Genomic DNA, 12,097 nt, shown 5'->3' with positions numbered 1-12,097 from the left:
AACTCGAAAAGATGCAACCTATTGATGTTTGAGTTAAATTTATCCTATTAAACACTATACGGCAAACCTTAATAAAAAAGACTGTAAGAAGTAACAGTCTTTTTCATTTTAAACTTTGTGTGTGATCTTCGCCATGTTCAAGCTATGTCATTATCGCTATATTCGCATCGACTTAAGGGCGTTAATTTAACTTAATCGGGAACGTGGTGAGACCCCACGGCTGTACCTGCAACTGTAAACAGAGCGAAACATTATTACCACTGGTAAAACCGGGAAGGAATGTTTCTAGATGCTGTGAGCCAGGAAACCGACCCAGAAGAACTATTGACTCAAGCGGGTTTCTTGAGCAAGTAGACGATGCAGGTGTCTGGGTTTTCCCAAAACTTAATATTTCACACCTTTATTATCTATTCGTCATAAGGATGAGTCTTTAAAAAAAGGCTTAACCATGACGCATTTTCCCGCAAATTTCAAACTCAAATAAATAAAGGTTAACCATGAGTTTTAAACTGCGACTCTCAGTACTAACTATCGCGATATGCCAGACATTTTCAGCCGCCGCTACAGCACCAGCCAATCCCGTAGATGATATTATTACGGTAACGGGTGACAGATTTGACAACACTGCGGATCAGCAACTCACCGTTATCAATACCATCGAGAGAGAGGAGATAGCCAGACTCAACCCTAAGTCTGTGGTTGATATGTTAGAAACCTTACCTGGCGTCAGTGTGACCCGCAATGGCGGCGCCGGACAATCCGCTTCCATTAGCATGCGTGGAACAAACACCGATCATGTATTGGTTCTCGTAGACGGTGTTCGTATCGGCTCGGCAACCCTGGGCGCTGTGAGTTTCAACGCCCTCACCCCTGAAAATATTGAACGTATCGAAGTCGTTAAAGGCCCAAGAGCCGCTGTTTGGGGCAGCGACGCCATCGGTGGTGTTATTCAGATTTTCACCCGTAAATTAGAGGGCGGTGAATGGTATGCCTCTGCCGAATATGGCAGTGATGACTATATGCGCGCCAGTGCCGGTGCGGGCGTAAGCCACGGTGACGGCCATACCAGCATCAGCATCAATCGTGAAAAGAGCGATGGATACGATATTAAAAACGATGCAGAAGATGACAATGACGGTTACGACCGTTTGGGCGTGAGCGTTAACGGCCTGCAAAACCTTAATCAGCAATGGCAGCTTACCTGGGCAGGTCAACTGGAGAGCGGTAACTACGAGTATGACAATATGGGTTATTACGGGCCCGGTGTTAATGAGGCCGACTACGATAACTACCTGGTGAACATCGCGGCGCAATATCAAACAGAGAAGTTAACCAGCAAGTTGGCCCTTGGTCAATCACGGGATAAGAATGAGAACTTTCGCGCAGAAGACCCGAGTTTAGGCGTCAATTTATATGAAACGACCCGTGATCAGCTCAACTGGAGTAACCGATACACGGCAAACGATGACCTGACCTTCATTGGCGGCGTCGACTGGTCGAAGGAATCTATCGAGGGTGACTATGCCGTCGACGAGCGCGATCTACTTGGCATCTATGGCCTGGCACGCTACCAAATTGGCAAACTCTTGATGGAAGGAGTTATTCGCTACGACGATGTTGAAAATATCGATAGCGAAACCTCATATAACGCGAGTCTGGCCTATCAATTCAATGACCAATGGCGTGTTACTGCCAGTTCAGGAACAGGCTTCAAGGCCCCAAGTTTCAATGACCTCTATTGGCCAGATTCAGGTAATCCGGAGCTGGTATCTGAGACATCCGAAAATCTGGATCTCACCATCAGCTATACCGGCGATTACCTGCGTGGTTACTTGAGTATCTACCAAAACAAGATTGATAACCTGATCCAGTGGGCCCCTACAGGTGAGAAAGATGATTATGGCTACGATATCTGGAAACCGGACAATATTGAAGATGCCGAGATAACCGGAGTAGAACTCTCCCTTAACTACAGCACCTGGGATATTGAACATCAGCTGGGTTACAGCTACATCGACGCGGTAGATGGGGAAAGTGACGAACAGTTAGTGGGCCGAAGCGAACATGAGTTTGATTATGCGCTCAGCTATACCTGGTCTGAGTTCGATCTGCTGGTTAACTATCACTATCAGGGCGAGCGTAACGCCGGCGATTATGACTATGACGGCGTGACTGACTTCCTGGATGCCTACCATCAGGTCGACATGAGTATCGGTTATAAGCTTGCCGAAGCATGGCAACTCAGGTTGAAGGCCAATAACCTGCTCGATGAAGAGATCATCTCAGATCGTAACTACTTCAGCCCCGGCCGCCAACTGTTTTTAAGCGTGAGCTACCAGGCTTTTTAACCTTAGATAGCAGCAAATTGCGTCGGCATTGCCGGCGCAACATTGGATACCCTAGTAATGCCAACAAAATTTCAGTCTAACTCTCACATGGAAGTTAATCACCTGAGTTGGGCAACTTCATCTAAGAAGGTGCTCGACGACTTAAGCTTCACCATCGAAAGAGGCGATTTTGTCGGCATCTTGGGACCCAATGGTGTTGGAAAATCATCCTTGTTGCGCTGCATGTATAAGTACATGAGTCCCGATAGTGGCAAGGTATTCCTTAATAACCAAAATATCGACTCGATTTCACATCGGGAGTTCGCCTCGAAAGTCGCCGTGGTGTTACAACACACCCATGTAGGCTTCTCGATGACTGCAAGGCAGTTATTGGCGACCGGTTTGATAAACCAGCAAAAATGGTGGCAGCGCATCGACCACAACGCTGAGAAGGTGGAGATTGACCGCGTCTTGTCGCTTGTGGATCTGACCGATAAAGCCGAACAGGTTTTTGAGTCACTTTCCGGTGGCGAGCAGCAGAGGTTGCTGATCGCCAGAGCGCTACTGCAAAAACCTGAGATCTTACTCCTCGATGAGCCAACCAATCACCTCGATGTCGGGTATCAGGTTGAGATCTTAAAACTGATAAAAAGCCTGGATATCACAGTCGTAGCCAGCATTCACGATCTTAATCTTGCCAGTGCCTTTTGCGATAAGCTTCTTCTTCTCCGGGAGGGCAAACTGATAAAGCACGGCACTCCTGCGCAGGTGTTAACCCCTGCAAGTATCGAAAATATTTACGGTATTAAAACCGAGGTGGACAGACACCCAAAAGGCACTCATCCCAGGGTCACCTACCACTTCGACGGGGTACGCCATGCGGCTGTTTAACCCTACACTGTTACTGGCACTCTTGATCCCCTTGGCTGTGATATCGCCCTTGATTGCCATTGTGCTCGGCAGTGCCGACATCAGCCTGGCCGAAGTAATTGGCGCCATAGGCCGCAGTGTCACGACCCTGTTCCAGACAGAATCAAACACGTCACTGGCAGATCGCATCATCATCGAACTCAGAATGCCACGGGCCTTGATGGCTATGGTATGTGGTGCCGGGCTCGCGGTATCGGGCTCTGTACTTCAAAGCGTAACCAGAAACCCCCTCGCCGATCCTTACCTGTTCGGCATCTCCGCAGGGGCATCCCTTGGGGCGATTCTGGCACTCACAGGTGGGTTAACCTTTCTTCCCCTGCCTGTTAGCGCATTTTTAGGCTCCTTGATTGCCGTCGCCGTTGTGGTGGTGATGGCACGGGATGGCCAGGTTGAAACCCTGGTGCTATCGGGCGTCGCCATCTCCTTCCTGCTCTCATCAATTGCCAACCTTGTTTTGTACTTCGGCGATCCCCAAGCCATGCAGGCAGTGCTGTTTTGGTCTCTTGGCAGCTTCAGCCGTGCCACCTGGAGCACACTCATGGTACCTGGCTTTATTGTGATCATTGCCACTGTGATTATTTACCAATTTCAGCGCCCATTGCAGGCACTGATGGCCGGCGACGAGAGCGCTCATACTCAGGGCGTTGCAGTTCTCCCCCTGCGTTTAGGCATGTTAATTCTTACAGCCCTGATGACCTCATCATTAGTGGCGGCCTGCGGTGGTATCGGATTTGTCGGACTGATGGTACCTCATATCGTCCGCATGCTTATCGGTTCAGCAAGTTCAAGTTCTCTCATTGCCACGGCTTTGCTCGGTGGCGTACTCATGGTGTGGGTCGATCTGTTGGCCAGACTGATCCTGCCGGCACAGGAACTTCCTGTCGGTGTGATGACCGCCATGCTGGGTAGTGTCTTTTTCATCGGTTTGTTGGTTAAGCGTAAACAGGGGCATAGATAGATGAAGCAATTAATTATCGGTGGTGCAAGGTCGGGTAAAAGCCGACTGGCACAGGAATATGCCAAAACCTGGCAGACTCGCACAAGCGGTGACGTCATCTTGGTTGCGACGGCAGAAAGCACCGAAGGTGCCATGGCTAAGCGTATCGCTCACCATAAAAGCCACCGCCCACAGGAGTGGAAGGTCGTCGAGACAAGTTTAGATTTGGCCCAAATCCTGATTGAAGAGAGCCGGAGCGATAACCTTATCTTAGTCGACTGTCTGACCCTGTGGCTGTCGAACATACAGCTGAGTGACCGGGTATGGAAACAGGAGAAGCAGGCCTTATTGGACGTTGTGAATGAGCTCCCCGGAGAGGTTGTCTTTATCAGTAACGAGGTCGGTCAAGGTGTAGTCCCCTTGGGTGAGTTATCACGTGAGTTTGTCGATGAATCCGGTTGGTTACATCAAAGCCTGGCAAAACAGGTCGACAGGGTCACGATGGCGATAGCCGGCTTACCTCTGGTGATTAAGTCGATGGAGGCATAAATGAGATATCCAAGTCCCCTGCTGGCGCTTTGTCTGACTTTCTGTCTGGCATTAAGCTGTAGTTCTTCTGCCAGCGCCGAGAAGCAACCTCGCTTAATCGTATTGGCACCCCATGCCGTCGAGATGATATTCGAAATCGGCGCCGGAGATACCATCATAGGTACGGTCGAGTATGCCGATTATCCCAATGAAGCAAACCAAATTCGTCGTATCGGTCGTTACGATTTTATCGATTATGAAGCGGTGATGCTGCTTCAGCCTGATGCCATCATAGTCAACACCAGCACCACCTCAGCCCCTATGCAGACAAGACTCAAAGAGCTGGGCTTTACCTTGATAGACTCAAGCGTCAGTGAGCTGAAGCAGATCCCACAGCGTCTGCTGGAGTTAGGAGATATAACTGGTCAACAGCAAGAAGCAAAACGGAGTGCAGAGAAATTTGAAAGCACTCTGGCCGGGATCAAGAGCCAGTATCAAGACCTGGCCCGTATCGATCTCTTTTATCAGGTTTGGCCTGCGCCACTCACGACGACGGCCAGCAGCTGGATGAATGAGATATTTGTAGGTTGCGGCGCCAATAACGTCTTCGCTGACAGTGTCAGTGAGTATCCCCAGGTGAGTCTTGAGCAGGTCCTCTCCTCTACACCCGAGATGATCATCAAGCCGATATACCACGGTAACAGTAATCAGGAGGCCATTAACTGGGTCGAATGGCCGGAGATCCCTGCAGTTGCAAATGAGCAGATCATTACCATCGAAGGCGATCTTGTCCATAGAACCGGGCCGCGGGTGTTAAAAGGCATGCAGCAGGTGTGTGAAAAAGTGGCACAGGCCCGTGCTCAGAAACAATCACAGAAACAATCACAGAAACTGTCTATCCAAAAGGCTGCAATCCAATGATCAGCTTATATATCGGCGGTGCCAGAAGTGGTAAGTCAGGGTTAGCCGAGCAAGAGGTGAGTGATCTTGACCTCCCGACAACCTATATAGCGACGGCAACAGCTAGCGTCTCAATGGCGGAGCGTATCGCCCTGCACCGTGAGCAGAGACCCAATGACTGGATAACCGCAGAGATCCCTCTGGAACTGGCCTCAAGCCTGACTGAATTGGATGCAAAACAGAGCGTGATCATCGTCGATTGTCTGACGCTCTGGCTCACCAATCAGCTTATGGCGGAACATTGTTTAATAGATGAGATCGAACGACTCTGCCACACACTCACCTCACTTCAATGCCACCTGGTATTGGTCAGTACCGAGGTGGGTCAAAGCCTGATCCCGGATGATGAGATGAGTCAGCAGTTTGTGACCTCAAGTGGACTCATGCACCAGAAGATTGCCGCCATTGCCGATAGGGTCAACTTTTGTCAGGGCGGGCTCACGACTCGATTGAAAGACCCCGCTAAAGCTTCGTCTCAACATCGTAAACCGGATAGCAAAACAACCGACAAAGGTGCCATATGAAAAACGACACCCAATTTACCCTGCTGCGCCATGGACTCCCAGAGCAATCAGGTTGCCTCCTCGGCCGTACCAACCCGCCGCTGACGGCTAAAGGCTGGCAGCAGATGGATCAGAGCAGTGACTCACTGGCATTCGACATCATCATCAGCTCGCCGCTTGTCAGGTGTCAGGCATACGCCCAGAACCTGGCCCAAAAACATAACAGCAGCCTTTTCATCGATGCGGCCTGGCAAGAGCTCGATTTCGGTCATTGGGATGGCGACAGCATCGCCAGGCTATGGGAAGACCCGGAGCAAGCTTACGGCCAATATTGGCACGCCCCCTTTAAACACACGCCACCAAACGGCGAGTCAACTTCAGATCTATTGAAACGACTGACGACGAGTATCGATGAGCTAAGCCGTAAGTACAGAGGCCAGCGTCTGTTAATCGTCTGTCATTCAGGAGTGATGCGGATGGTCCTGGCATGGCTTCTGTGTAGCACTCAAGAGAGCAACCCACATCTGAGTCGGGTTCAGCTCGAGCATGCGGCGCTGTTGCATTTCAACACCTATATCGATGAAGAAGACACCCTGTGGCCGCAGCTTCAAGGCTTAATCAATCCGAGCGTATCTCTTAACTCTTTGATGGATAACTAAATGAAAACGATCTGTTTTAATATCTTAAACGGCGCGGCGACCCATCTTCCCGGTCTCCATCAACTCTCCGATGCGGGCGTGGGCCAAAACCTTATGCACCTCACTCCCACCAGAGATAGTGAGCTTATCACCTCCGGCCAAAGCAAGACGCCCCTGCCCGGGATACAGCTAAGCGGTGATGGTCTGCTCTCTAATCGCGGCGTCAGCCCGGCTGTCCTGACCCGAGGTCTGCTTAGAATGTTTTACAAGGCTGGCTACCGGATAGAGTTTAATAGCTTCAACTTCAATGTGCCTCAGCCTCAGGTCGAGTCGCAAGAATGGCTCAGTGTTAATCAGCACTTTGGCGGCATCAATAGCGACACCGATAACTTAGTCAATGAACATCTTCTGCCAACTCTTACTTCTCAGGCAGAACGTAACTGCATCAGCATCCTGGCCGAATGCGGCGTCGGAGGCACGACATTTTCCACACTCTGGCTGAGACTGCTGACCGGCTTACGCCTCTCTCCGGCGGGCAGCACACTGGACAAACAGAAGTTAGCCAGTAAATCCGCAATATTGACACAGCTTGAGCAAGTGTATCTTCATGACAATGAAAAGTTTGAGCTGGATATACTTCTGGCGGATACGCAATTTCATGACGAAATTCAACAAGCCATCTGTGGTCTTGTTCGTCAGTGGCCCGCTCACTTGCCGCTACCCCAGTTTGCCGGCGGCATGATGTTTGTAGCACCACTGTTAGGCGCAAGACGAGCACAAGAGTTCAAACAAGCCGTCACCATTTCTACAACACGCTGGGTACTCAAGGGCGACGGGCTTCACATCATAAAACACTTAGGCGATGACGATGTCATTAACGCCAATAACACCAGTTTTAATGCCTCTGTAATGGACTGTCTCAATGTCTATGAGCAGGGGCAAGTGGTCGAAGGCTGCGGTCTGGGAGGCTGTCTGGTACTTGCCGAAGAACTGGGGTGGAGTGAGCAGGTAATCATCGAGTCACTGGAACAGGCCGTTCACTGTCATCTTAATAATTTCTTAGATAAAAACCTGTCATTAAAGGAAAACGTTGCATGAGCGGATATAAATTGATGGTGCAAGGCACCACCAGTGATGCAGGTAAAAGCGTTATGGTTGCCGGGCTTTGCCGGGTTCTGGCACGTAAAGGTATCGCCGTGGCCCCTTTCAAGCCGCAAAATATGGCACTCAACAGCGCCGTCACCCCCGATGGCGGCGAGATTGGCCGAGCCCAGGCTGTACAAGCGCAGGCCTGCAACCTCCCCTTGAGCGTGCATATGAATCCGGTACTGCTTAAACCCAATACCGATACGGGGGCTCAGGTGATCATTCGCGGCAAGGCCATAGAGGATATGGATGCCGTCAGTTACCACACCTTTAAACCCCAACTGCTCGAGATGGTATTAGAAAGTTTCGAGTTCCTGGGAAAAGGTATGCAGGCCAGATTGGTCGAAGGCGCGGGTAGCCCTGCAGAAGTTAATCTTCGCGAACACGATATTGCCAACATGGGCTTTGCGCTAGCGGCAAAGACGCCTGTGGTGATCGTTGCCGACATCGACAGAGGCGGCGTTTTCGCGCACCTCTATGGCACATTCGATCTTCTGTCCGATGAAGAGAAGCTGTTGGTTAAGGGCTTTATCATCAACCGTTTCCGAGGCGATGTCACCCTACTGGAAAGCGGCCTTACCTGGCTCACCGAAAAAACCGGCGTGCCTGTGCTGGGCGTTGTGCCCTATCTGCATGGTCTGTATCTGGAGGCGGAAGATGCCATCAATCAGCAGCAGCTCGATGATGATACCCATTTTAAGATCGTCGTTCCCGGCCTGCCACGAATAAGTAATCATACCGATTTTGATGCCCTGAGACTTCACCCCGGTGTCGATCTCTGCTTTGTTAAGCCCGGTGATGATCTGCCGCCTGCAGACTTAATTATTCTCCCCGGATCCAAGAGTGTCCGCGGCGATCTAATGGCGCTCAGAGATCGCGGATGGGACAAGCAGATCGCTCGTCATCTTAGATTTGGCGGAAAGTTGATCGGGATCTGTGGCGGCTATCAGATGCTCGGTCGCAGCATTGATGATCCCCATGGCGTCGAAGGAGAACAGGGCAATAGTGAAGGGCTTGGCTATCTCAACGTTACAACCACTCTTGATACTCAAAAAACCTTAAAACAGGTAAGTGGTGAACTGCAGCTGAATGGCAAAACTCATCCGGTTACAGGCTACGAGATACATGCCGGTGTCAGTGAGGTAAATGAATTGCAACCTGTTACTTTAAATGGCCAGCTCGACGGCGCACTAGGTTGTGACAATCAAGTACTGGGTAGTTACCTGCATGGCATCTTCGATGAGCCAGACGCCTGTAATGCACTGCTCAATTGGGCAGGCTACCAGCAACAAAAAGCACAGGATATGTCGGCGCTCAGAGAAGAGAACCTTAACCGGCTCGCCGATAGTCTGGAGGAGTCGTTAGATCTTGATTCGTTGTTTAGCGGCATCGAGGGCTGGCGCTAATGAGCTTAGATAACGCCTATTGCCCCGCCCTGTTTGTCACGGCGCCAGGTAGCGACAGCGGTAAAACCACCTTGGTCGCCGCCATGGCAAGGTATTGGAGCAACCGGGGCAAGAAAGTCAGAGTCTTTAAAACCGGACCGGACTTTATCGACCCTATCTTTCATGAATTCGCCAGCGGTTCTCCTGCCCATCAACTGGATCTAGGCATGATGGGCGAAACCATCTGCAGACAGCACCTCTATCAGGCCGCCTTGGAAGCCGATCTGATTCTTATCGAAGGTGTGATGGGCATGTTCGATGGGGCCAACAGTAGCGCTAACCTTGCCGCCAAATTCGGTATTCCACTGCTTGCGGTGATCCCCGCAGCCAAGATGGCACAAACCTTCGGGGCGATCGCCTATGGTCTTGCCCACTATCAGGATAACGTCAACCTGTTCGGTGTTATCGCCAACTATGTAGGCAGCCCGGGGCATGCCGCCATGCTTGAAGATAGCCTGCCTGATGGCATCGAGTTTTGTGGTGCCATGCCGCGGGACAGCAGCCTCGCCCTACCGGAAAGACATCTTGGCCTGGTACAGGCGAGCGAGATAGAGGGGATAGACGAGTGGTTGGACAGAGCCGCGAAAGCCCTGGGAGACAGCTGCGTACTGCCGCTACCTGCCCCCGTCTGTTTTGAAGCACCTGACAGTGAATCGGACAATTTTTTATCCTCAGCACCAGTATCAAATTTGGCATCCCAGCATCTTAGTGGCCAAACCGTAGCCGTAGCCAAAGATGCCGCCTTCTCGTTCATCTATCAGGACAACATCACCCTGCTTGAAAGCTTAGGTGCTCAGATTCAATATTTCTCCCCAATTAACGACAAGAGTTTACCAACGGCTGACAGCCTCTATCTTCCCGGAGGCTACCCGGAACTACACCTAAAAGCACTGAGCGAGAACATCTCAATGTGCACCTCTATCAAACATCACATTCAGAGTAATAAACCAACCCTGGCCGAATGTGGCGGCATGCTCTATCTGCTGGATCAATTGACGACGAAGAGCGGAGAGACGACCGATATGGTGGGCGCATTGCCAGGCAAAGCATCGATGCAGGATAAACTGCAAGGTCTGGGTATGCTTAGCGCCGAAATCATTGGCCATAGCTTGACCGGACACTGCTTCCACTACTCCAAATCTGATATAACTCAGCTACCAATCGCAATTGCATCCCAGGCGGGTAAAACCCGAATGCAGGAGCGGGTGTATCTGCACCGCAACACCCTCGCCTCCTATGTTCATTGGTATCTGCCAAGTTCACCACAGCTGGTTTGTCGACTCTTTCTGGGTCAACTCAATTGTACAGATGGAGCCTCGATATGAAGCGACATCTGGGCGCCATTCTCGCTGCCGCCAGCTTTCTCACCCGCTTATCTATGCCTCAATGGGTAGGGAAAGACAGCGAAGCTATCGCCCAGGCCAGTCGCTGGTTCGCCCTGATAGGCCTGTTTATCGGTGTTATCGCAGCTTGCTTGCTCTATACCTTCACGGCATTGATGGGACAAGAGCTGGCGGTGGTATTGACTCTGGTGGGGATAATACTGCTGACCGGTGCATTTCATGAAGATGGGCTGGCTGATCTCTGTGATGGGTTCGGCGGTGGCTGGGAGCGCAGCCGTAAACTTGCCATCATGAAAGACAGCCAGATAGGTGCCTATGGGGTATTAGCGCTCGTCGCCTCTTTTGCCATCAAGGTTATGGCCCTGTCACAGCTCTCACTGTCAGCGGCCTGCAGCGCCCTGATTATCTGTCATGCCGGCAGCCGAGCAGTTGCCGGGCTGGTGGCCGTTTATCTTCCCTATGCCAGGGACTGTGACAGTGACAACAAGACACCACAAAAAGACGCCGCACTGCCACTGAGAAACCGATTCATTCTCTGCATCTGCGGCGCGCTGCCATTGGCTTTCTTGCCCCTATCTGCCGCGCTTGCATTACTCACTGTCTGGCTGCTGACATTTATCGCCATGATTAAGTTGATGCAGCGCCATATCCAGGGCTATACCGGCGACACCTTAGGCGCCACACAGCAGATAGTCGAGATCGCAGGTCTGATATTTTTTGTTATCTATCACTTTCAAATAACGGTATCCCCATGAGTTATAACCCTAAAAAACAGAAGCAACACAAAGAAAATGTCGAAAAAGCCGTAGAAAACGCTCAAGAGGAGCGTGGTCAGGTGCTGATCATTACCGGTAACGGTAAGGGCAAGACCACCGCAGGGTTTGGCAATATCGTCCGCGCCTTGGGCCACAAACAGGATGTCGCCGTGGTGCAATTCGTCAAAGGTGTCGGTGAGTGCGGCGAACGTAACCTGCTTGAGTCCCGCGGCGTACCCTTTCATACCATGGCGACCGGCTTCAGCTGGAACAGCGAAGACAAAGCCAAGGACAAACTCGCCGCACAGCAGGCCTGGCAACAAGCCAAGGCTTGGCTGCAAGATCCACAGCTGGATATGGTGCTGCTGGACGAGCTTACTTACATGATCACCTGGGACTTTATCGATCTCGATGAGGTCATTACCACGCTTAAGCAGCGACCCAAAGAGATGTCTGTGGTTATCACAGGCAGAGCGGCCCATCGGGAGCTAAAAGAGTATGCCGATACCGTTAGTGAGGTGCGCCCCGAGAAGCACGCTTTTCATCAGGGCCTCAAGGCACGTAAAGGGCTCGACTGGTAGCCCG

The 12,097-nt window shown here is 51.2% G+C and carries 12 protein-coding genes and 1 riboswitch; all 12 genes read left to right on the top strand.

Annotated elements, in window-relative coordinates; translation table 11 throughout:
- Positions 1-159 precede the first annotated feature (159 nt).
- Positions 160-330: riboswitch (cobalamin riboswitch) on the top strand.
- A gap of 167 nt (positions 331-497) precedes the next feature.
- The 12 genes from SSED_RS11315 to cobO are packed head-to-tail and all read left to right on the top strand — an operon-like array spanning position 498 to position 12,093.
- Entirely contained in the window at positions 498-2,348 is a 1,851-nt protein-coding gene (locus SSED_RS11315; protein ID WP_012142509.1) for a TonB-dependent receptor domain-containing protein, read from the top strand.
- 57 nt (positions 2,349-2,405) lie between these two features.
- Entirely contained in the window at positions 2,406-3,218 is an 813-nt protein-coding gene (locus tag SSED_RS11310) for an ABC transporter ATP-binding protein (protein WP_012142508.1), read from the top strand.
- Positions 3,205-4,215 (top strand): FecCD family ABC transporter permease, encoded by a 1,011-nt coding sequence (locus tag SSED_RS11305; RefSeq protein ID WP_012142507.1) that lies wholly within the window; start codon positions 3,205-3,207, stop codon positions 4,213-4,215. The genes SSED_RS11310 and SSED_RS11305 overlap by 14 nt, the downstream gene beginning before the upstream one ends.
- Entirely contained in the window at positions 4,216-4,743 is a 528-nt protein-coding gene (gene cobU / locus SSED_RS11300; protein ID WP_012142506.1) for a bifunctional adenosylcobinamide kinase/adenosylcobinamide-phosphate guanylyltransferase, read from the top strand. It begins immediately after the preceding gene.
- A complete protein-coding gene (locus SSED_RS11295; protein WP_012142505.1) occupies positions 4,744-5,643 on the top strand; it encodes a cobalamin-binding protein in 900 nt (299 codons plus the stop codon).
- A complete protein-coding gene (gene cobU / locus SSED_RS11290; protein ID WP_012142504.1) occupies positions 5,640-6,206 on the top strand; it encodes a bifunctional adenosylcobinamide kinase/adenosylcobinamide-phosphate guanylyltransferase in 567 nt (188 codons plus the stop codon). The genes SSED_RS11295 and cobU (SSED_RS11290) overlap by 4 nt, the downstream gene beginning before the upstream one ends.
- A complete protein-coding gene (locus tag SSED_RS11285; protein ID WP_012142503.1) occupies positions 6,203-6,844 on the top strand; it encodes a histidine phosphatase family protein in 642 nt (213 codons plus the stop codon). The genes cobU (SSED_RS11290) and SSED_RS11285 overlap by 4 nt, the downstream gene beginning before the upstream one ends.
- Positions 6,845-7,921, top strand: a complete 1,077-nt coding sequence (locus SSED_RS11280; RefSeq protein WP_012142502.1) for a nicotinate-nucleotide--dimethylbenzimidazole phosphoribosyltransferase family protein — start codon at positions 6,845-6,847, stop codon at positions 7,919-7,921.
- Positions 7,918-9,375 carry a cobyric acid synthase gene (locus tag SSED_RS11275; RefSeq protein ID WP_012142501.1) on the top strand — a complete coding sequence of 486 codons (1,458 nt, stop codon included), beginning with the start codon at positions 7,918-7,920 and terminating at the stop codon, positions 9,373-9,375. The genes SSED_RS11280 and SSED_RS11275 overlap by 4 nt, the downstream gene beginning before the upstream one ends.
- Complete coding sequence (locus SSED_RS11270; RefSeq protein ID WP_012142500.1) at positions 9,375-10,739, top strand: cobyrinic acid a,c-diamide synthase CobB; 1,365 nt, start codon at positions 9,375-9,377, stop codon at positions 10,737-10,739. The genes SSED_RS11275 and SSED_RS11270 overlap by 1 nt, the downstream gene beginning before the upstream one ends.
- Positions 10,736-11,512, top strand: coding sequence for an adenosylcobinamide-GDP ribazoletransferase (gene cobS / locus SSED_RS11265; RefSeq protein WP_012142499.1), 777 nt, complete (start codon positions 10,736-10,738; stop codon positions 11,510-11,512). The genes SSED_RS11270 and cobS overlap by 4 nt, the downstream gene beginning before the upstream one ends.
- On the top strand, positions 11,509-12,093 hold the full coding sequence (cobO, locus tag SSED_RS11260) for a cob(I)yrinic acid a,c-diamide adenosyltransferase (RefSeq protein ID WP_012142498.1): 585 nt from the start codon (positions 11,509-11,511) through the stop codon (positions 12,091-12,093). The genes cobS and cobO overlap by 4 nt, the downstream gene beginning before the upstream one ends.
- Positions 12,094-12,097 lie beyond the last annotated feature (4 nt).

Source organism: Shewanella sediminis HAW-EB3 (genome assembly GCF_000018025.1).
In the GTDB taxonomy this organism is placed as follows: Bacteria; Pseudomonadota; Gammaproteobacteria; order Enterobacterales; family Shewanellaceae; genus Shewanella; species Shewanella sediminis.
This window is presented reverse-complemented; position numbering and strand designations above follow the sequence as displayed.

Coding starts and splice junctions, on each gene's coding strand:
- SSED_RS11315 (WP_012142509.1), top strand. CDS start 498: ATGAGTTTTAAACTGCGACTCTCAGTACTAACTATCGCGATATGCCAG.
- SSED_RS11310 (WP_012142508.1), top strand. CDS start 2,406: ATGCCAACAAAATTTCAGTCTAACTCTCACATGGAAGTTAATCACCTG.
- SSED_RS11305 (WP_012142507.1), top strand. CDS start 3,205: ATGCGGCTGTTTAACCCTACACTGTTACTGGCACTCTTGATCCCCTTG.
- cobU (WP_012142506.1), top strand. CDS start 4,216: ATGAAGCAATTAATTATCGGTGGTGCAAGGTCGGGTAAAAGCCGACTG.
- SSED_RS11295 (WP_012142505.1), top strand. CDS start 4,744: ATGAGATATCCAAGTCCCCTGCTGGCGCTTTGTCTGACTTTCTGTCTG.
- cobU (WP_012142504.1), top strand. CDS start 5,640: ATGATCAGCTTATATATCGGCGGTGCCAGAAGTGGTAAGTCAGGGTTA.
- SSED_RS11285 (WP_012142503.1), top strand. CDS start 6,203: ATGAAAAACGACACCCAATTTACCCTGCTGCGCCATGGACTCCCAGAG.
- SSED_RS11280 (WP_012142502.1), top strand. CDS start 6,845: ATGAAAACGATCTGTTTTAATATCTTAAACGGCGCGGCGACCCATCTT.
- SSED_RS11275 (WP_012142501.1), top strand. CDS start 7,918: ATGAGCGGATATAAATTGATGGTGCAAGGCACCACCAGTGATGCAGGT.
- SSED_RS11270 (WP_012142500.1), top strand. CDS start 9,375: ATGAGCTTAGATAACGCCTATTGCCCCGCCCTGTTTGTCACGGCGCCA.
- cobS (WP_012142499.1), top strand. CDS start 10,736: ATGAAGCGACATCTGGGCGCCATTCTCGCTGCCGCCAGCTTTCTCACC.
- cobO (WP_012142498.1), top strand. CDS start 11,509: ATGAGTTATAACCCTAAAAAACAGAAGCAACACAAAGAAAATGTCGAA.